Annotated in this window: 17 protein-coding genes and 1 pseudogene; 6 read left to right on the top strand and 12 right to left on the bottom strand. The window is 73.6% G+C overall.

What is annotated here, in order from left to right; genetic code table 11:
- The first annotated feature begins 12 nt into the window (after nt 1-12).
- The 3 genes and pseudogenes from ACIBSW_RS08265 to ACIBSW_RS08255 all read left to right on the top strand — a co-directional run bounded on the left by ACIBSW_RS08265 (nt 13) and on the right by ACIBSW_RS08255 (nt 3,540).
- Nucleotides 13-1,569: a glycosyltransferase 87 family protein gene (locus tag ACIBSW_RS08265; protein WP_354722397.1), complete on the top strand. Its 1,557-nt coding sequence runs from the start codon at nt 13-15 to the stop codon at nt 1,567-1,569.
- A gap of 23 nt (nt 1,570-1,592) precedes the next feature.
- Nucleotides 1,593-1,853 (top strand): annotated as a pseudogene (locus ACIBSW_RS08260) (hypothetical protein); the annotation flags it as partial.
- Nucleotides 1,854-2,250: 397 nt separating this feature from the next.
- A complete protein-coding gene (locus tag ACIBSW_RS08255; RefSeq protein WP_354722396.1) occupies nt 2,251-3,540 on the top strand; it encodes an alpha amylase C-terminal domain-containing protein in 1,290 nt (429 codons plus the stop codon).
- Between the two features lie 81 nt (nt 3,541-3,621).
- Here ACIBSW_RS08255 and ACIBSW_RS08250 read toward each other — a convergent pair whose 3' ends face one another.
- The gene (locus ACIBSW_RS08250) at nt 3,622-4,623 is read right to left on the bottom strand and encodes an NAD(P)H-dependent glycerol-3-phosphate dehydrogenase (protein WP_354722395.1); all 1,002 of its coding nucleotides are present in this window, start codon (nt 4,621-4,623) and stop codon (nt 3,622-3,624) included.
- An 81-nt stretch (nt 4,624-4,704) separates the two neighbouring features.
- Nucleotides 4,705-5,346 (bottom strand): HAD family hydrolase, encoded by a 642-nt coding sequence (locus tag ACIBSW_RS08245; RefSeq protein ID WP_354722394.1) that lies wholly within the window; start codon nt 5,344-5,346, stop codon nt 4,705-4,707.
- Between the two features lie 63 nt (nt 5,347-5,409).
- Here ACIBSW_RS08245 and coaD point away from each other — a divergent pair, with 63 nt between their 5' ends.
- Nucleotides 5,410-5,850: a pantetheine-phosphate adenylyltransferase gene (coaD, locus tag ACIBSW_RS08240; protein WP_354722393.1), complete on the top strand. Its 441-nt coding sequence runs from the start codon at nt 5,410-5,412 to the stop codon at nt 5,848-5,850.
- Here the strand turns inward: coaD and ACIBSW_RS08235 are convergent.
- A complete protein-coding gene (locus ACIBSW_RS08235) occupies nt 5,847-7,181 on the bottom strand; it encodes a pectate lyase (RefSeq protein WP_354722392.1) in 1,335 nt (444 codons plus the stop codon). The genes coaD and ACIBSW_RS08235 overlap by 4 nt on opposite strands.
- Before the next feature lie 104 nt (nt 7,182-7,285).
- Entirely contained in the window at nt 7,286-7,666 is a 381-nt protein-coding gene (locus ACIBSW_RS08230) for a VOC family protein (protein WP_354722391.1), read from the bottom strand.
- 20 nt (nt 7,667-7,686) lie between these two features.
- On the opposite strand from ACIBSW_RS08230, the gene ACIBSW_RS08225 reads away from it, so the two are divergent.
- Nucleotides 7,687-8,640 carry an RNA polymerase subunit sigma-70 gene (locus ACIBSW_RS08225; protein ID WP_354722390.1) on the top strand — a complete coding sequence of 318 codons (954 nt, stop codon included), beginning with the start codon at nt 7,687-7,689 and terminating at the stop codon, nt 8,638-8,640.
- Nucleotides 8,624-9,406, top strand: coding sequence for an inositol monophosphatase family protein (locus ACIBSW_RS08220; protein ID WP_354722389.1), 783 nt, complete (start codon nt 8,624-8,626; stop codon nt 9,404-9,406). Before ACIBSW_RS08225 ends, ACIBSW_RS08220 begins: the two co-directional genes overlap by 17 nt.
- Here ACIBSW_RS08220 and ACIBSW_RS08215 read toward each other — a convergent pair whose 3' ends face one another.
- Genes ACIBSW_RS08215 through ACIBSW_RS08180 form a run of 8 tightly spaced genes read right to left on the bottom strand, consistent with a single transcriptional unit; the run spans nt 9,407 to nt 18,484 of the window.
- Nucleotides 9,407-9,859: a DUF1707 domain-containing protein gene (locus tag ACIBSW_RS08215; RefSeq protein WP_354722388.1), complete on the bottom strand. Its 453-nt coding sequence runs from the start codon at nt 9,857-9,859 to the stop codon at nt 9,407-9,409. It abuts the gene before it with no gap.
- A 53-nt stretch (nt 9,860-9,912) separates the two neighbouring features.
- Nucleotides 9,913-10,572 carry an FHA domain-containing protein gene (locus ACIBSW_RS08210; RefSeq protein ID WP_354722387.1) on the bottom strand — a complete coding sequence of 220 codons (660 nt, stop codon included), beginning with the start codon at nt 10,570-10,572 and terminating at the stop codon, nt 9,913-9,915.
- Nucleotides 10,569-11,834 carry a VWA domain-containing protein gene (locus tag ACIBSW_RS08205; RefSeq protein WP_354722386.1) on the bottom strand — a complete coding sequence of 422 codons (1,266 nt, stop codon included), beginning with the start codon at nt 11,832-11,834 and terminating at the stop codon, nt 10,569-10,571. The genes ACIBSW_RS08210 and ACIBSW_RS08205 overlap by 4 nt, the downstream gene beginning before the upstream one ends.
- Before the next feature lie 10 nt (nt 11,835-11,844).
- Nucleotides 11,845-12,819 carry a protein phosphatase 2C domain-containing protein gene (locus tag ACIBSW_RS08200; RefSeq protein ID WP_354722385.1) on the bottom strand — a complete coding sequence of 325 codons (975 nt, stop codon included), beginning with the start codon at nt 12,817-12,819 and terminating at the stop codon, nt 11,845-11,847.
- Nucleotides 12,816-14,951, bottom strand: coding sequence for a tetratricopeptide repeat protein (locus tag ACIBSW_RS08195; protein ID WP_354722384.1), 2,136 nt, complete (start codon nt 14,949-14,951; stop codon nt 12,816-12,818). Before ACIBSW_RS08195 ends, ACIBSW_RS08200 begins: the two co-directional genes overlap by 4 nt.
- A gap of 56 nt (nt 14,952-15,007) precedes the next feature.
- Nucleotides 15,008-16,204, bottom strand: coding sequence for a hypothetical protein (locus tag ACIBSW_RS08190; protein ID WP_354722383.1), 1,197 nt, complete (start codon nt 16,202-16,204; stop codon nt 15,008-15,010).
- A 4-nt stretch (nt 16,205-16,208) separates the two neighbouring features.
- Nucleotides 16,209-17,162 carry a glutamate ABC transporter substrate-binding protein gene (locus ACIBSW_RS08185; RefSeq protein WP_354722382.1) on the bottom strand — a complete coding sequence of 318 codons (954 nt, stop codon included), beginning with the start codon at nt 17,160-17,162 and terminating at the stop codon, nt 16,209-16,211.
- Nucleotides 17,162-18,484: a hypothetical protein gene (locus ACIBSW_RS08180; RefSeq protein ID WP_354722381.1), complete on the bottom strand. Its 1,323-nt coding sequence runs from the start codon at nt 18,482-18,484 to the stop codon at nt 17,162-17,164. Before ACIBSW_RS08180 ends, ACIBSW_RS08185 begins: the two co-directional genes overlap by 1 nt.
- Between the last annotated feature and the right edge of the window lie 36 nt (nt 18,485-18,520).

Below are 18,520 nucleotides of genomic sequence, written 5' to 3'. Positions count from 1 at the left end.
GCACTGTTCGGGATGGTCGCGCTGGCCTCCTGCGCGCTGGTGTTACAGCGCCCGCCGCATGATCGCCTCTCGGATCTGCACATCTACTACGGTGCGGTGCAGACCGTGCAGGACGGGCATCCGTTGTACGGCTACGTCGCCGAGAACGGCGGCCCGTTCACCTACCCGCCGTTCGCGGCGCTGCTGCTGCAACCCATAACCCTGGTTTCCGAACCGGTGTTGCGGTTGGTGTGGCTGGTCCTGACCGTCGCCGCCATCGCCGGGATCGCCGCCGCCGCGGGCCGAGGGCTCAGCGCGGCGGTCGGCCGGCGGCCGCTGCTGGTCGCGGCGGCCGCCTGTGCGATGTTGCTGTCCGCGCCGGCACAGAGCAATCTGCGTTTCGGCCAGGTCAGCGTGTTCATCGTGCTGCTGGCGCTGGTCGACGCCCTGGGTCTGACCCCGGCCCGCTACCGTGGCGTGCTGGTCGGTGTGGCTGCCGCGATCAAGCTGACGCCTCTGCTGTTCGTCGTCTTCTTCCTCCTCGCTCGCAGGCCCCGCGACGCGGTCCGCGCGGTCGGTGCCTTCGTCGCGTGTGCGGCGGCGGCCGCGCTGGTCCTGCCTGGCGACAGTTGGACGTACTGGACCGGGACCATGCTGCAGACGTCCCGGATCGGTAATCTGGCGTCGCTGGGTAACCAGTCGGTTCACGGCATGCTGATGCGCGCGGGCGTGGCACCGCAGACCCTGCCGGTGTTGTGGGCGGTGCTGGTGGCGCTCGTGTGCGCTGTCGCGCTGTGGCATGCCCGCCGCGTCGCTCTGGCCGGCGAGCCGGCCCGCGCGGCGGTACTCGTCGGCTGTGCCACCGTTGCGGCCTCCCCGGTCTCCTGGACTCATCACCAGCTGTGGACGGTCCTCGCCGCGATGCTGATGATCGCGGCGCACGGCCGGCTGCGCAGGGCGGCCGGTGCGACCCTCCTGGTGGTCATGGTGTTGTCCCTGGGAAGTCTTCTCGGTGCGGTGTCGCTGCGACCCGGTCTGCAGTTCCTGTTCGAGAATGCCCGCTCGCTCGGGGTGGTGGCGATCTGCCTGGCGGGCATCGGCGGGGTCGCTGTCACCGCGGTCCATCAGGCGAGCCGGGCGAGGTCTCGCCGGGTCTGGCTCCGGGCCGCCACCACGGCCGCCGCGGCGGTGGCGGGTTTCGTGATCCTTCCGCTGCCCGCAGGGGCGGATCCGACCTTCAAGTCCTACAGCCTGGCCGACACCGCCAACCCGCGCTACTTCTTCTACTGCCGCACCGCGGAAACCTGTGCCGCTCTGGCCGACGGCGCGCCGGTGCGTTTCGGCACGTTCCGGGAACCGACCAAGGTGAGAGTCAACGGGATGGTCGATCGGGCGGTGGCGCGGCTGGAGTTCACCAGCGCGCCGGGCGGCCCCGCGCGGGAGATCCCGTTGGTCGAGATGTTCCCCGGCCAACGGGCGTTCTCGTTCCGGCTGGCCAATATCGCCGCCGGCCGCCTCGTCGCCTACGGGCACAGCGGCCAGATCCTGGCGGTGTTCACCGACTCCCTCGATCCGCCCTCCCGAACGTGACGTGGCAGTACTAGCGTCGGTGCATGCCCGCAGCCCAGGACCACATCGATCCGGCGACCCCGATGGGCGCCGACCTGATCGGCGGCGGCGTCACGATGCGGTTCTGGGCGCCGGCGGCCGAGCACGTCCACGTGGTCTTCGGCGGCGTCGACGGCTACCGGCCGAGCCCCGCCGACGAACTGGTGAAGGACCCGGCCACCGGGCACTGGACCGGCTTCTTCCCCGGCATCGGCCCGGGCGAGAAGTACCGGTTCCTGGTGCAGGGCCCGGGCGGCACCGGCCTCAAGCGCGACCCGCGGGCGCACGAGCTGGAGCTGTACGGCTACCCGGACTGCGACGCGCTGGTGGTCGACCACGGCGCCTACCCGTGGCACGACGCGGACTTCCGGGCGCCTGACTTCGCCGACCTGATCGTCTACCAGTTCCACGTCGGTGTCTTCCACGCCGTCGACGACGACGGGAACGACCGGCGGGCCAAGCGGGTCGCGAAGCTGCTGGACGCGGTGCAGCGGGTGCCGTATCTCGCGGAGCTCGGCGTCAACGCGGTGCAGCCGCTGCCCGTCGTCGAGTTCCAGGGCGAGTGGAGCCTCGGCTACAACGGCACCGACCTGTTCTCGCCGGAGATGGACTACTGCGTCGCGCCCGAGGAGCTGCCGCCGTACCTGAAAAGGGTCAACGCCCTTGCTGAGCGCGCGCGGCGCCGCGGCCCTGACCGAGGCGGACCTGGCCGGCCAGGTCAACCAGCTCAAGGCGTTCGTGGACATCTGCCACCTGTACGGCATCGCGGTCCTCTTCGACGTGGTCTACAACCACGCCGGCGGCGGGCTCGACCCGCAGAGCATCGACTACATCGACCTGCCCGCCGACCCCGGCCCGCACGACAACGCCTACTTCTCGCCGGACGGCTGGGCCGGCGGCCGCGTCTTCGCCTTCGGCCGGGACGAGGTACGCCGCTATCTGATCGACAACGCCCGGATGTTCCTGGACCGCTACCACGCCGACGGGCTGCGCTTCGACGAGGTGTCGGTGATCGACGCCAAGGGCGGCTGGTTCTTCTGCCAGGAGCTGACCGAGGAGCTGCGCCGCGGCAAGCCGTCCGCCGTGCAGATCGCCGAGTACTGGGGCGAGCGGCGCCGGCTCGCCGTGCAGCGCCCGCCCGCCGGGATGGGCTTCGACATCGGCTACAGCGACGGCCTGCGCGACGCGGTCCGGCAGACCCTGGCCGAGGCCGCCGGGGGAGCCGGCGCGGCCGTACACATCGGCCGGATCGGCGAGGGTCTGCGGGGCACCCCGGGGACCGAGCACGCCTGGCAGTCGTACCACTGCCTGGAGAATCACGACCTCGTGCTGGACATGGACGACCACCGCGCGCCGCGCATCGCGCGGCTGGCGGACCCCACCAACCCCCGATCCTGGTACGCCCGCAGCCGGGCGCGCGCGGCGACCGGTGTGCTTCTGACGGCGCCGGGCGTGCCGATGCTGTTCATGGGCGAGGAGTTCCTCGAGGACAAGCTCTGGAACGACAGCCCGGAACGCGCCGACCGGCTGATCTGGTGGGACGGTGCGCTGGGCGAGGACCGGCACATGGCGGACTTCCTGCGCTTCACCCGCGACCTGATCCACCTGCGGCGGCGGCATCCGGCGCTGCGCGCGGACCCGGTGACGGTGTGGCAGCCGGCCGACCGGGTGCTGGCCTGGCAGCGCTGGGTGCCGGGCGCCGGCCGGGACGTGGTGGTGGTCGTCAGCCTGTCGGAGTCCACGTTCCACGGCTTCCGGCTCGGATTGCCGCAGCCCGGCCGGTGGCACGAGGTCTTCAACAGCGACGCCTACGACCACTTCCCGAACCCGTGGGTGTCCGGCAACGGCGGCGCGGTGGACGCCTCCGGGCCCGGGCTGCACGGTTTCGCCCAGTCGGCGTACCTGACCGTCCCAGCCAACGGCATCCTGGTCTTCGCCCGGGACCCGGGCTGAGCCCGTCCAATTGAACGGTGGCGGTTCACGCCGTGATACTCGTGGATCTGATCAAGATGTCGTCCACCTGCCTGAGTGGACTCAGCCGGGGTCGGACTCGTGGCCGGCCGGGTGGGTGCTCAGCAGGCCGTCGTAGGCGCGCTCGGCGGTGATGTCGCCGGTGATGACGCGGTGGATCGTGCGGGTGATGGGCATGGCGAGCCCGTGCTGGTCGGCCAGCCGCACCGCCGCGTGCACGGTTTTGACCCCCTCGGCGACCTGGCCCATCTCGGCGAGGATGTCGTCCAGCCGCCGGCCGCGGCCGAGCTGCTCGCCGACGTGCCGGTTGCGGCTCTGCGGGCTGATGCACGTCGCCACCAGGTCGCCCATTCCGGCCAGCCCGGCGAGCGTGCGCGGCTCGCCGCCCATCGCGACGGCGAGGGTGGTCAGCTCGGCGAGCCCGCGGGAGATCACCCCGGCCCGGGTGTTGTCGCCGACGCCGAGGCCCTGCGCGATGCCCGTGGCGATCGCCACGACGTTCTTCAGCGCGCCCCCGACCTCGCAGCCGATCACGTCATGGTTGGTGTAGACCCGCAGCAGGCCGCGCCGGAACACCTGTTGGATCGCGGTGGCGACGGTGAGGTCCTCGGTGGCGATCACGGTGGCCGCCGCCATGCCCGCCATTATCTCCTTGGCCAGGTTGGGGCCGGTGAGCGCGGCGGCCGGATGCCCCGGAAGCACCTCCTTGATCACCTCGGTCATCCGCAGCAGCGAGTCGCGTTCGAGGCCCTTGCTGAGGCTCACCACGGGGATCCACGGGTGCAGGTCCGGCCGGACCTGCTCCAGGGTGGCGCGGAACGCCCCGGTCGGCACGCCGACGACGAGCAGCTCCGCGTGCGCGGCCGCCTCGGCGAGGTCGGAGGTGGCGCGAAGCCGGCCCGGCAGCGGGAAGCCGTCGAGATAGCGCCCGTTGCTGTGCTTGGCGTTGATCTCCTCCGCCGTGGCCGGATTGCGGGCCCAGATCAGCGATTCGTGATCGCGGCGGGTGAGGATGGACGCGACCGTGGTACCCCAGGAACCGGCACCCAGCACGGCGATCCGCATGGCTTCCCCTTCTTCGGCGCACCGTCCGGTGCGAGTTGAGAATACGGCGGCGAGGGCACTCCGCGGGCCCCGTCCATGCGGTTACAGCAGGATCCGACGGATGGCGGAAGCGACGTCGCCGCAGACCTCCGTGGGCTGGTAGGCGGCCTGGCTCCACGCCCGGTCGTTCGAAACCCACACGCTCTGAAGTCCCAGCGCAACCGCTCCCGCGATGTCGGCCTCGGGCGAGTCGCCGATGACCCACGCATCCCGCAGGGGGAGCCGGGCGAGGTCGGCGGCCGCCTGGAAGATCTCCGGGGCGGGCTTCTTGTGGCCGATCGTCTCCGAGACGACCCATCCGTGTACCAGCCGGTCGAGGCCGGCGTTGCGGATCTTCGCCTCCTGTTGCGCGGTGCGGCCGTTGGTGACGATCACGCAGGTCCAGCCCCGCGCACGCGCGGACCTCAGGGCCTGCTCGCACGCACTCTCCAGCACCACGCGGCCGGCCGCCCCGTCGTCGAGCAGAGCGCGGATCGCGGCCCGGGGCGCGATGCCCTCATATCTGTCCACCATGGCTGATGAAACCGCGTCGCGGTCGGTGTAACCGCCGGCGTCGAGATCCATGACCCAGGCGACATCGGTGTCGGGTAGGCCGTGTTCGGCCAGAAACGCCGCTACGGAAGCCCGGAAGGCCGCATCCCGGTCGATCAGGGTGTTGTCGAGATCCACCAGCATCAGCGGCATGGGCGTAGTAGATCACGCCTGACGGACCACTCCTGCGCCGCGCGGCGCGTCTAGTCTGGCCCGGTGCCTCATGCATTCGACGACGGTCCCGGTTCTGTTCGACGAGCCGTCTATCCCGGGACGTTCGACCCCTTCACGCCGGGCCACCTCGACATCGTCGACCGGTCGCGCCGCATGTTCGACCACGTGACCGTCCTGGTCGCCGTCAACGACGACAAACGGCCGTCCCGGCCGGGCACCGCGCGGGCGACGGAGATCGAGGGCCTGCTTCCGGCGGACTGGGAGAATGTCTCGGTGGTCGCCTGGCACGGGCTGACCGCGGACTACTGCCGGCACCACGAAAGCCGGGTGATCGTCCGAGGGCTCAGGAACTCGGCCGACTGGGCGCGCGAGTACGAACTCGCGGCGATGAACGAGTCCCTGGGCGTGGCGACGTTGTTCCTGCCCGCCCGGCCTGAGCTGGCGGCGATGTCCTCCACCGCGATGCGCGCGGTGTCGCGCTAGACGCCGAGGCGGCGGATCCCCACCGAGGCGCCGACGATGCGGGGCACCTCGGCCGTCGGGTCCAGCCGGGTGCGCAGCGTCGGCACCCAGCCCGCGTCCGGTGCCAGGTCGGGGTCGTGCGCCGCGTTGTGGGCGGCCACCAGGTCCACCGGCCGCGCGGGCCGGCTGCCGATCTGCACCAGCGTGCCGACGGTCGTGATCCGGGTGCCCTTCCAGTAGCGGATGAGCTCGCCGTCCGGCAGGTCCTCGCTGCGCACGAAGTGGTTGTTCTCCGCGTAGATGCTGGACTCCACGCCGACGCCGAGCGAGTAGGCGTACTCCTCGTCGGTGGCCCGGTAGGCGTTGTTGTAGACGTCGACCTGGCCGAAGCGGACCCGCGGCGCGCGCTGGATCACGTTGGCGAAGCGGTTGTGGTGGACCGTGACGCGCAGCTTGCCGACGTCGACGCCGGGGGTGTCGGTCGAGCCGATCAGCATCGTCTTGTCGTGGTCGTAGTAGTCGTTGTAGGAGACCGTGACCAGGTCGGAGCCGCGGATGATGTCGCTCGCGCCGTCGTGCACCTGGTACGGGCGGCCGAGCCGGACCGGCTGGTCGGCGTCGTGGTTGTTGCCGTCGCTGAACGTGTTGTGGTCGAGCCAGACGTTGGTGGCGCCGGTCAGCGAGACCAGGTCGTACAGCGAGTTCCAGTTGCCGGCGGCGCCGTCGGTCGGATCCCAGGCCGGGAAGCAGTCGGCGGCGTCGGTGAACTCGATGTTGCGGACGATGACGTTGCCGACGTTCGCCAGGATCAGGCTGCCGTGCTCGATCCGGGCCCCGTTGATGCCGATGAGGGTCGTGTCGGACCCGACATTGATCTTGATCTGGTCGCCCTGGCGCTTGGCCGACCGGACCCGGGCGTCCTCGAGCGGACCGCTCGGCCTGCTCGCCCGGCCCCAGACCGCCGGATCGTACGCCGCCAGGAACGCGTCGAGGTCGTACTCCGCATCGGCGTAGTCGGCGCACCCGAGCGGTCGCCCGGCGGCGTCCACGCTCATGCTGAAGCGCCCGCTGACGAAGACGATCCGCGGCGCGGCGTCGCCGGCCAGCGCCGCGAGCAGCTCGGCGCGGTTGCGGGCCACGAACACGTGCGCGTCGTCGGCCGCCGAGCCGCCGGTGGTCCCGGAGCCGGCGGCGGCCCAGCCGTCGTTCGGTGCCAGGGGCTGCCGGGCGATCCGCAGCGCGGCGGCCGACGGGCCACCGCCGGTCCGCGCGGCGTCGGCCGGCACGGCGGTGCTGAGTCCGAGTGCGACGACGACCGAGACTGCGGCCGCGGCAAGGGATCGTCCGCGCATGGTGCGCTCCAGGAATCGAAAGGGAGGAAAGCGCTTACCAGAGGCCAACGTTTGCATGGGCATTTGCGCGAGTCAATGGAAACGGATGTGCAGGAAGTTTGCAGTCAGGGCCAGACGGTGGACCGCGCCGGGAACGACTCCGGGTCGCTGTGCACGGGAATCACGCACAGCAGCTGGCCGCCGGGCGCACGCAGCACGTGGCAGTCCAGCCACCGCGCCACCTCGGTCGCGCCCAGCCCGGTCAGCCGCCGCGTCTCCGCCACGACGTCGTCGGTCTCGATGTCCACGTGGTAGCGCGGCGCGTCGTCCACGGACTGCACGCCGACGGCCAGGCCCGGGAACGCGTCCGCGAGCATCGTGAACTGCTCCTCGCCGGGAACGGCCGCCGCCGGCGCGCCGAGGGCGGCGGACCAGAACGCCGCCGCGGCGGGTGCCTCGGCCGCGGGGGCGTCGACGAAGAGCCCGTACAGCCGACTGCGATGCATGTCGCCAGGGTAGGGGTAGCGTGCGGGTCGTGCAGGCCGAGGAGTTCCGGGTCGAGCTGACCGGGTACGCGTACCGGATGCTGGGGTCCGGATCCGAGGCCGAGGACGCGGTCCAGGAGACGCTGCTGCGGGCCTGGCGGCACGCCGACCGCTTCGACGCCGACCGCGGATCGCTGCGGACCTGGCTGTACTCGATCGCCACCAACGTGTGCCTCGACATGCTGCGCGGCGCCCGGCGCCGGGCCCGCGCGGTCGACCTCGGCCCCGCGGCGCGGGCCGGCTCCCCGCTCGGCGCGCCGCTGGCGGAGGGTGCGTTTGTACGGCCGATCGAGGACGGCCGCGTGCTGCCCGACTGCGAGGACCCGGCCGAGCAGGCGGTGCGCCGAGAGTCCGTACGGCTGGCCTTCGTCGCGGCTCTGCAGCGGCTCTCGCCGCGGCAGCGGGCCGTCCTCATCCTGCGCGACGTGCTCGGCTGGCACGCCGACGAGGTGGCCGGCCTGCTGGGCGCCTCGGTGGCGTCGGTGACCAGCGCGCTGCAGCGGGCCAGGGCGGCCCTGCGCCGGGACGCACCGGTCGCCCCGCTGGACCCGGACGCCGTGGCGCTGCTCGACCGCTACTGCCGCGCGTTCGAGCGCTACGACGTCGCCGCGATGGTGGCGCTGCTGCACGAGGACGCCACCATGTCCATGCCGCCGTTCGCCTGGTGGCTGCGCGGGCGCGACGAGATCGCCCGGGCGCTGCGGCACGGCGACGGGTCCTGCCGCGGCGCGCGCCTCGTGCCGGTCGCCGCCAACGGCACGACCGCGTACCGGCAGGAGCGGCCGACCGGGCCCGGCGGCGGGTACGAGCCGTTCGCGCTGATGTTCTTCGAGACCGCCGGCGGACGGGTCACGGAGATCACCACGTTCCTCGAGGAGCCGGGCGTCTGGGACGCCGCGCCGCGGGCAGTATGGGTGGGTGCAGAGCGATCTTGAACTTGCCCGGGCGGCCACCCTCGCGGGAGCGGCCGTCGGCCTGCGGTACTTCGCCGCCCTCGCCGACCTGCCCCAGGAGCGCAAGGCCGACGGCAGCGTCGTCACCGAGGCCGATCGGGCGGTCGAGGCCGCCGTCCGCGCGGTGCTGGCCGAGGGCCGGCCCGGCGACGCCATCCTGGGCGAGGAGGGCGGCGCGACCGGCGACGGCGCCCGCCGGTGGATCATCGATCCGATCGACGGTACGGCCCAGTTCGTCGGCGGCGACGACCGCTGGCTGGTCCTGGTCGCCCTCGAGGAGGCCGGCGAGATCGTCGCCGGGGTGGCCGCGGTGCCCGCGCAGGGCGGCCTCTGGTGGGCGCGGCGTGGCGGCGGCGCGTTCGCGGCCCGTTTCGACGGTACGGGCGAGCGGCGGCTGCGCGCGGGCGGCGGCCGCGCCACGGTCGCCGGCAGCCGCGTGGGCGTCATCCCGGTGGCGCCGAACGTGACCGCCGCGGACGAGGCGATCGCCGCGCCGCTCGGCGCGGTCGCCTCCATCGTGGAGTGGGACGTGCACGCCGCGCTGCTGGTCGCCGACGGGACCCTGGACCTGGCGTTGCAGACCCGGGGGCAGCTCTGGGACTTCGCCGCCACCTCGCTGATCGTGGAGGAGGCGGGCGGCTGCTACGGCGGCGCCGACGGTATCCGCGGGCCGCGGCCGGGCGTGTCGCTCTTCGCCGCAGACCGGGCGTTGTGGCACGCCGCGCACGCCGCGCTCTGGCCGGTGTAGCTACGGCGAGGTGTTCGACGAGGTGACGAAGAGCAGGGCCAGCAGGGCGCCCATCGACAGCACCACGCTGATCATGCCCAGCACCCGGCCGAGCAGGGCCGGATTGACCCCGCGGGCGCCGCTGCCCTTGGTGCTCATGACGATCGCCGCGATGGCCGGGATGATGCCCACCACGCAGAAGGACATCGGCAGGCTGAACAGGCCGAGGATCAGCGCCGTGCGGCCCGCGTTACGGTTCGGCGCGGTCGGCGGCGCCGCGATGCGCGGGTCCCAGTGCAGCCGCGGCGGCAGGTCCTGCACCTGACCGAGCAGGTCCGACGCGTACGTGGCGGTGCTCACCGCGACCACCCGGGCGTCGTGCTGCGCCATGGTGAGCAGGCCCTCGTCGAGAGCCTGACCCAGCAGGTCGATCACCTGGGTGCGGTGCACCGTCCCGATGCGCTCGTCCCTCATCGGTGGCGAACGTATCGCGACGCGGGCCGGCCGCGCGGCGAAACACCCGGTTGTCAGCCCGCCGGCGCGTGCAGGGTGATCGTCGTCCAGGCGCCGACGTGTACGCGGTCGCCGTCGCCGACGCCGCGGGTCTGGCCCGCGGTCAGCGGCTTCTGCTCGTCGTTGAGCCACGTGCCGTTGGTCGAGCCCAGGTCGGAGACCAGCCACACGCCGTCGACGCTCAGGGTCAGCAGCGCGTGGCTGTGCGAGACCCCCGGGTCGGCGTCCGCGAGGTCGATCTCCGGGTCGGTGCCCTTGGAGGCGCTGCGGCGCCCGATCCGCACCTGTGGGGGCGGCAGCGTCACGGTGCGCTGGTCCGTCTGCTCGGGGAAGTCGACGCCCTCGATCGCGTTCGCCTCGAAGTACTCGCGGTCGGCGTACACCGTCGCCGTCCAGCGGCCGGCCGCCGTGGGTGCCGCCGGCGGCTGGGCCAGGGTCGGCACCCGGCCGGTGCTGTGGTCGAAGCCGCAGTCCTCGCAGAACCGGCCCGCCCCTGAGCGCGGCGTGCCGCAGTTCGGGCACGGATCGCCGCCCGGCGAAGAGACCGGCGAAGAGGCCGCGGGAGCGGCCGTGGCCGGGCTGAACGCCGCCGTTCCGCCGATCTTCGCGCCGCAGGTGTCGCAGAAGTCGCCCGTCGTGGACGGGTGGCCCTTCGGGCAGGTGAAGGTCGTCATTGCGCCCGTCCCACCCGGACGGTCTTGGTGGAGCGGGTGTCCAGGGCCATCTCGTCGGCGGCCTCGACCTTGCGGCGCAGCCGGACCGTTCCGGTCGCCGCGTCCTCGATGTCGACCACCGTGGCCAGCAGCTCCTCGGTCGCCTTGTTGCCGCTCTCGTGCGCGAGCTGGGCGGCCCGGCCGAACTTCAGCGTCGCGGTGCGGTCGTCGCCGGCCTTGCGGGCCTCGATGCCCTGCTGGATCGCCTCGGCCAGCTCGGCCTGCCCGGTGTAGTGGGCGACCTGCCGGTTGATCCGGGTGGACAGCGCCGCGTCCTCGGTCCACACCGCGCGGACCAGCGTCTGCGCGTGCACCACGTCGCCCTCCACGACGGACACCCGGGCCGCGAGCATCTCGTCGCCCGCCGCGCCCGCGGTCACGTCGACGCACACGTGGTAGTCGCGGCTCTCCGAGCCCCAGGAGCCGAGCGGGTAGCGCCCGGCCCGGGGCCCGTCCGCGACCCGCTTGCCGGTCAGGTCGGCCACCTGCGGCTCGACCTGCTTGACGAAGCGGACCGTCGAGTTCACCGGGGTCCAGACCTTGAGCTGCACGTCGGCGGCCGTCTTGCCCATGGCGGCGGTCATCATCTGCTCGAACGCCACGGTCAGGTCCTGCGGCCGGGCGACGATGTCGACGGTGCCCAGCATCGCCGCCGCTACCTTGCGCAGCTCGGAGACCGTCCAGTTGGTCCCGACGCCGCGGCAGTCGCAGGTGAAGCTGCCGCCGATCTCGGCCAGCACGCTCTCCAGGTAGCCCTGGTACTCGCCGTTCTCGCCGTCGGTGAGCAGGATGGCGTGCGCGATGTCGCCGGGCCGCTGCGCGAAGAGCTGGCCGGCGAGCCGCAGCCAGGCGCCGATCGCGGTGCCGCCGTTGGCCTGCAGCCGGTCGATCGCGCCGACCGCCCGGGCGCGGCTCTCCGGCGTGGCGACGGCGAGCTCGCCGGGGGCCGGGAAGAGCTGCTGCGCGGTGCTCACGCCGGCGATGATGGCGAAGCGGACGCCGTCGTCGATGCAGTTCACCGCGGCCTTGGCGGCCTGCCGGGCGGCGGCCATCCGGCCCTCGGCCATCATCGAGCCCGAGCAGTCCACGATGATGATCTCGGTGGCGCCGGCCGTACGCCGCCCGCCCTCGGCGCCCGACGAGGCGACGGTGACGATGGCGTTGACTTCGGTCGCGCCCAGGGCGAGGAACTCGTTCTGGAACGCCTCGGCGGTGTACGGCACGGACTCTCCCTCAGCTGTCTGGAGTGTTGACGGGAACAAGGGCGACGGTGATGTTGTCGGCGCCGCCCGCGGCGTTGGCGATGCCGACCAGGGACCGCGCCGCCGCCAGCAGGCCGTCGGTGTCGCGCAGGGCGGACCGGACGGTGTGCGCGAAGACGGCCGGCTCGATCAGGTAGTTCCACAGGCCGTCGCTGCACAGCACGAGGTGCCCGGGCACCTCGGCGTAGAACGTGCCGGTGCGCGGCGCGACCGTGCCCGCGTCCGCGCCCAGCCAGGCGGTGATGGCGTGCGCCTTCGGGTCGTTCCAGGCCGCCCGCTGGTCGGCGCCGAGGGCGATCACGTGTGTCGCCCACGAGTCGTCCTCGGTGAGCTGCACGGCGGCGCCCGCGGCGGGCACCCAGTACGCCCGGCTGTCGCCGACCCACCCGTACCCGATCTCGGTGCCCCGCACGCAGGCCGCGACGATCGTGCAGGCCGGGTTGGACGTGGCCCGGCGCGGGTCGCCGGTCGTGGCCAGCACGGCGACGGCGCTGCCGGCGCCGACGATGGCCGCGCCGATGCTCTCCGCGAGCTCGGTCGCGGCCAGGGTCAGCGCCTTGCCGGCGGCCTCGGCGGCGGTCTCGGACGCGACGTCCGGGTCGAACGACGAGGACACCCCGTCGCAGACCACCACGTCGACGTCCGCGCCCCGGGTGGCCAGCCACATCGCGTCCTCGTTGCGGTGGTGCCGCCGGCCGCGGTCGGTCACCGCGGCCGCGACGGCGCCGCCGTCGGCCTCGACGTGGTCCCGGGGCCGGGCGGCGAGCAGGCCGCAGTTGCCGCAGTAGCCGTCGTCGCCGACGACCCCGGCCGCGCCGCAGGACGGGCAGTCCTTGCCGATGGCCAGCCCCGCGCCGGTGGCCAGCGCCTTGCCGCAGTTCTCGCAGAACGCGGCGCCCGCGGCCCGCTCGTCGGCGCAGGACGGGCAGTCCTCCTGGGCGATCACGTGCGGGTCCTCGGCCGGGCGGCGTTGGCCTGGTCGACCAGGCGGATCTTCTCCGGCCCGTGCGCGGCCCGGGCCATCTCCCGGTACGCGCCCTCGAGCGCGAAGCGCACGTCCCGCTCGCCCGCGGCGCCGTCGCCGCTGGTGCCCAGCACCGCGGCCGGCACCGAGGTGCCGGCGGTCAGCGTGCTCAGGGCCCGCTCGAGCAGCTCGGCCCGCAGGGCCGCGAGCTGCGCGGACTCCATCTCCAGCCGGTCGATCAGCGCGGCCGCCGCGGCCAGGGCCGCGACGTCGGCCGCGGCCGACGGGTGCGCGTGCACCAGCGCCCGGACCGCACCGACCTGCGAGCTGCGGTACGCGGCCGAGGTGCCCGGCACCCGGTTGTACGCCTCGACGGCCCCGTCCCGGTCACCGGTGGCGAGCCGGCACCGGGCCAGCCCCGCCGCGGCGGTCGTGTACGCCGGATCGGTGCGGCTCACCACGTCGTAGTAGCCGGCCGCCTCCGCGGGGCGCCGCGCCAGCTCGAGGGCCAGCCCCAGGGCCAGCTTCGGGGCGAGCTCGCCGGGCAGCGCCGAGTAGACCGCGTCGAACCGCTCCCGCGCCCGGCCCAGGTCGCCGGAGGCCAGCGCCAGGACGCCGTCGTACCAGGCGAGGCGCCAGTCGCCGGCGGCCGCCGCGGTGATCGTGTCGCGCAGCCGGGCGGCGTCGGCGAACGCGGCCGGACCGGTGCCGGCGGCGCCCAGGTCGATCAGCGCGCGCAGGGCCCGCAGCTGCACCTCGAACGTGTTCTGCGGCGCCTTGCCGAGCAGGGTGAGCACCTCCTGCGGATCGGTCACCGTCACCGAGGCCAGGAACGCGGCCGACGGGTCGGTCAGGTCGATCATCGGGGCGGGCAGGAACCGCCAGTTCGGCTCGTCGCTGCGCGGGTCGGTGCGCAGCTCGCCGGTGAACAGCCGGGACGTGGACGGGCGCGGCTCGCCGTCGGCGGCGAGCACCTCGCGCAGCACGCCGAGCATCTGCTCGGACATCTCCCCGGCGTCGACGAAGCGTTCGGCCGGGTCGATCCGGGTGGCCCGGTCCAGCAGCCGGTAGAACGACTCGTGCTCGCGGTAGACGTCGAACTCGCCGCGGTCCGGCAGGCTCTGCTTGAACGTGCTCTGGTAGCCGCGGAAGTCGGTGGTGAGCACGGCGAGGGTGCGGCCGATCGTGTAGAGGTCGGACTGGACGGACGGCCCGGCCTGCGCCATCTCCGGGGCCTGGTAGCCGACCGTGCCGTACAGGGCGGCGTCCTGGTCGTCGATGTGCACGACGCCGCCGAGGTCGATGAGCTTGACCTGGTCGCCGGTCTGGATGACGTTGTCCGGCTTGAAGTCGCAGAAGATCAGGCCGCGGTCGTGCAGGTAGCCGAACGCCGGCATGATCTCCAGGACGTAGGCGAGCGCCTGATCCAGCGGCAGCGGGTCCGGCTGGTTGCCGTTGGCCGCGCGGCGGTCCTTGAGCATGCCCTTGAGCGACTCGCCCCCGACGTACTCCATGACGATGTAGCCGGCGCCGTCGTGCTCGACGAAGTTGTAGATCTTCACGATGTTCGGGTGCTCGACCTCGGCGAGGAACCGCTGCTCGGCCACCGCGGCCGCGAGGGCGTCCTCGTCGCCGGAGTTGAGCAGGCCCTTGAGCACCACCCAGCGGTCCGAGACGCGCTTGTCGTTGGCCAGGTAGATCCAGCCGAGCCCGCCGTGCGCGAGCGCGCCGATCACCTCGTACTGGCTGCCGACCAGGTCGCCCTTGGCCAGCTTCGGGGTGAAGTTGAAGGCCTCGCCGCATGACGGGCAGAAGCCGGCGGTGCGCCCGGGCCGGTCGCCGCGGGCGCGGCCGACCGGGTTGGCGCACTTCGCGCAGTACCGCTTCTCCTCCGGCACCTCCGCGACCGCCATGATGGCGGTGGCCGGGTCGCGCTCCGGCAGCGGCGCGACGTCGACCAGGCCGCCGCCGAAGCGTCGCCGCCGGCTGCCGGTGCGGCCGCTGCCGCCGCGCACCGATCCACCCGTACGCGTGGACAGCGCGGCGGTGCGCACCGAGGGCGCGGTCGCGGTGCGCTGCCTCGGCGCCGGCGCGGCGGCCTTCGGCGGGGCCATGCCGCAGGTGTCGCAGTAACCGTCCTGGATGGCGCCCGGACAGTCGCGCTGGCATCTCACAGGAGTCCGTCCCTCGCGGTCGTTGCGGTGCGGCGGGCCACCGCGTCCTGGTACGCGTTCACGGCCGCCCGCGCGGCGTCGAGATCGCAGGGCGCGGTGTAGAGCGAGGCGCGCGCCCGCTCGGCGAGCGGCGCGAGCGCGGGGTCCTCGGCGAGGCCGCGGCGGCCGGCCTTCGCCTGGTAGGCGTCGAGCCGCCCGCGCAGCTCGTTGCGGGAGCCGAGCATCGCGGCGTTGCGGGCGGCGGCGCCGCGCAGGGCCTCGAGCCGCTCGCGGGCCCGCCGGGTCCAGTCGGCGAGCCGGGGGCTGATCAGCGCCCAGTGCCCGGCGGCGGCGAGCGCGTCGAGCGCGGCCAGGTCGGGACGCAGGTCGGGACCGGCCGCCGTCGCGACGGCGGAGTCGGCGAAGCGGCCGGCGACGCTCTGCTGCGCCGCCGCGGCCGCGCCCGCCGCCTCGGCGAGCTGGTCGGCCAGGGCGTGCGCGTCGGTGAGACGCTGGGTGAGTGCCTCGCGCAGCTCGCCGGCCGACGTGCGCTCGGCGTCGGCACGGTCCAGCAGCGTGCGTACGGTGGCCAGAGCCGTCTCGTCGCAGCCCAGCGGGTCCGTGGCCAGCGCCGAGGTGAAGTCACCGAGCCGGCGGTCGGCCTCGTCCAGGGTGGCCGAGCGGGTCAGCGTGCGCAGGTGGCCGAGCGACGACGCGACGGTGGCGGCCTCGGGCATCAGGCGGTGCCACACCTCGCCCGCCCGCTCGGCGACGTCGACAGCGGTCCTGAACGCGGCCTCCATCGCGGCGAGCAGCTCGGCGGGGGAGCAGGTGGTGCTGATCTGCCCGGCGCCGAGCAGCCCGCGCTGCGCCAGCGGCACCGTCCGGGTGGAGAGCGTGACCGAGCGGCCGAGCACCTGGTGCACGTAGGCGGCCTTCTCGGCGTCGGTGAACCGGCGCTGGTCGCGCGCGGCCCGCGCCGCGGTGATCAGCGCGGTCAGCATCCGGTAGCCGTCCCAGAGCTGGGTCAGCGCGGTGGTGGCGTCGGCCCAGGCCGCGGCGGTCCGGCCGGTCAGCGGGCCCCGGTCGAGGTCCTTGCGCGCGGCGTTGTCGTCGAGGTCGACCAGGTTGGTGGCCATCGCGGCCGCGGCCGCCTCGAGGCGCATCAGCTCGCCGTCGGCGCGGCCGATCAGCTGCTGGGTCGGCGCGGTCACGGTGTCAGTCCCGGTACTCGGCCGCGGGCGGCCGCGGCGCGGCGCCGAAGTCGCCGAGCCACCGCTCGTAGGTGGCCTTCCAGGTGCCGTTCGCGCGATTCTTGGCCAGCACCGCGTTGACGAACCGGGTGAAGTCCTCGTGCTCCTTCGGCATCGCCATGCCGTACGGCTCGTCGGTGAAGCGCGGGCCGACCACCTTCGCGTACGGGTCCTGCGCGGCCAGGCCGACCAGGATCGTGTCGTCGGTGGAGATGGCGTCGACCTCGTTCTGCTGGAAGGCGACCAGGCAGTCGCCGAAGCCGGGCCGGTCGACGGCGATCGGTCTGCTCGCCACCTTGCCGATGTTGTCGTACGAAGTGGAGCCCTTGGCCGCGCAGACCTTGCGGCCGCCGAGGTCGTCGATGCTCTTGGCCTTCGAGTCCTTGGAGACCAGCACCTTCTGCCCGGCGTCGTAGTAGATGCTGGAGAAGTTGACGTCCTTCCAGCGGGCGCAGTTCGCGGTCATGGTGTCCGCGACGATGTCGACGGAGCCGTCCAGGACCGAGCTCACCCTCTTGTCGTACCCGATGACCTTGATCTGGATCTTGTCGGGATCGCCGAAGATGGCCTGGGCGACCTGCCGGCCCATGTCCACGTCGAAGCCCTCGACCTTGCCGGTGAACGGGTTGCGGGAGCTGAACAGCAGCGTGTCCTGGCTGGTGCCGAGCACCAGCCGGCCGCGTTTCTGGATCTCCGCCATGTAGCTGCCGGCCGGCATCCGGCCCGGCGCGGGCAGCGCGCCGGCGGGGCGCAGGCTCGCCCGCGGCTTGCAGGACGTGTCGGCGGGCCCGGCCGCGGCGGTCGCCGAGGGGCCGGCGGACGTGGTCGGCCGGCCCGGCAGCGGCGAGGAGTCCCCGGCGCAGCCGGCGGCGGCGAGCACGGCGAGGGCGGCGACGGCGAGGGCGGCGCGGGTGTGCATCAGCGGTACTCCTCGAGTCGGGCCCGCATGCCGGCGATGACGAGGCCGCAGACGATCAGGGCGAGCAGCGGGCCGAGCACGGTGAGCGGGCCCAGGCCGCGCCCGGCGTCGCCGATCTCGTCGCTGAACACGGCCTTGCGGTTCTCCAGCGCGCGGCCGATGTCGTCGGTGAGGCCGGTGAACGTCTGTGACGTCTGCGCGCCGATCGCCAGCGCGACCGCGCCGTCGTAGTCGGCGCCGTTGTCGAGCTCGCGGACCTGGTCGTGTGCGCTCACGTAGGCGCGGTGCCGGGTGATCGCCGAACGCACGGCCTGCCCCGCGAGGCCGCCCGGCACGGCCTCGGCGGCGTCGGCGAGCAGGTCGTTCAGCTGCCCGGTGGTGGCGTCGAAGTCCTTCTCGAGGGTGCCCTCGCCGGAGCGGGCGGCCAGGGTCAGCGCCTCGTCGCCGCGTTCGCGCAGAGCGGCGATGCGGGCCTCGGCGAGCAGGGCGACCGGCCGCGAGCCCTCGGTGTCGGCTTCGGACAGATGGGCGCGCTGCGCGATCAGCACCCCGCCGACGGCGAGCGCGAGGACCACCGTGCCGGCGGTCGCGGCGACCAGCGGCAGGTTGAACGTCCGGTGCGTGGCCCGGCTCAGATAGAGCTGTGCCCGCAGCAGCGCGCCGAGCAGGGCGATCAGCAGGACCACCAGCAGCGCCGCCCACCAGGAGCTGCGCGCGGCGCCGTAGCCGTCGTCGACCTCGCCGCGCGCGGCCTGCAGCAGCGCCTGCGCCTGCGGCTGCAGGGAGTCCCGGCTCAGCGCGGACGCGGAGGAGAGGTACGACGCGCCGATCGGTAGGCCCTGCCGGTTGTTGGCGCGGGCGCTGGACACCAGGCCCGCGTACCGGGTGACGTCGGCGGACAGCCGCCGGATCGCGTCGGCGGAGCGGCCCTGCTCGGGCGTGCGCCGGGCGGCCGAGGTCAGCGCGGCGTTGGCCCGGTCGAGGTCGTCCTCGTAACGGCGGGTCAGCGCGGTCGGCTCGAGGCCACCGGCGAGGAAGGCCTGCGCGGCGGTGGTGTCGGCGTCGGCGAGCGCGGAGTAGATGGTCTCGGCCTCGACGAGCAGCGGCTGCGCCCGGTTACCGAGGTCGTCGGTGCCGTTCGCCGCCGCGGCCGCGGTCAGGCCGGTGACGAGGCCGGTCAGCAGCGCGAGCGAGACCAGGACGGCGAGGATCAGCTGGAGGCGCCCGGGGGAGGTGTGGCGCAGCCGCCCGACGCGGTCGAGGACACCGGCGCGGGTGTCCGCCGCGGCCGGAACCGCGCGATCCAGCTGCGCTGTGCTCAAGCTTCCTCCGTCGATGCAGTGCGTGGTCGGGCACTC

Origin of the sequence: Actinoplanes sp. NPDC049668, assembly GCF_044465445.1 — a bacterium.
Lineage (GTDB): Bacteria > Actinomycetota > Actinomycetes > Mycobacteriales > Micromonosporaceae > Actinoplanes.
The sequence above is the reverse complement of the archived record's forward strand: the minus strand, read 5'-3'. Positions and strand labels throughout refer to the sequence as shown.

Excerpts from the sequence above, each read along its gene's own strand:
- ACIBSW_RS08185 (WP_354722382.1), bottom strand. The coding sequence starts at position 17,162 with ATGCACACCCGCGCCGCCCTCGCCGTCGCCGCCCTCGCCGTGCTCGCC.
- ACIBSW_RS08245 (WP_354722394.1), bottom strand. The coding sequence starts at position 5,346 with ATGCCGCTGATGCTGGTGGATCTCGACAACACCCTGATCGACCGGGAT.
- ACIBSW_RS08265 (WP_354722397.1), top strand. The coding sequence starts at position 13 with ATGGTCGCGCTGGCCTCCTGCGCGCTGGTGTTACAGCGCCCGCCGCAT.
- ACIBSW_RS08210 (WP_354722387.1), bottom strand. The coding sequence starts at position 10,572 with ATGACGACCTTCACCTGCCCGAAGGGCCACCCGTCCACGACGGGCGAC.
- ACIBSW_RS08230 (WP_354722391.1), bottom strand. The coding sequence starts at position 7,666 with ATGCATCGCAGTCGGCTGTACGGGCTCTTCGTCGACGCCCCCGCGGCC.
- ACIBSW_RS08250 (WP_354722395.1), bottom strand. The coding sequence starts at position 4,623 with ATGCGGATCGCCGTGCTGGGTGCCGGTTCCTGGGGTACCACGGTCGCG.
- ACIBSW_RS08235 (WP_354722392.1), bottom strand. The coding sequence starts at position 7,181 with ATGCGCGGACGATCCCTTGCCGCGGCCGCAGTCTCGGTCGTCGTCGCA.
- ACIBSW_RS08195 (WP_354722384.1), bottom strand. The coding sequence starts at position 14,951 with ATGGCCCCGCCGAAGGCCGCCGCGCCGGCGCCGAGGCAGCGCACCGCG.
- ACIBSW_RS08215 (WP_354722388.1), bottom strand. The coding sequence starts at position 9,859 with ATGAGGGACGAGCGCATCGGGACGGTGCACCGCACCCAGGTGATCGAC.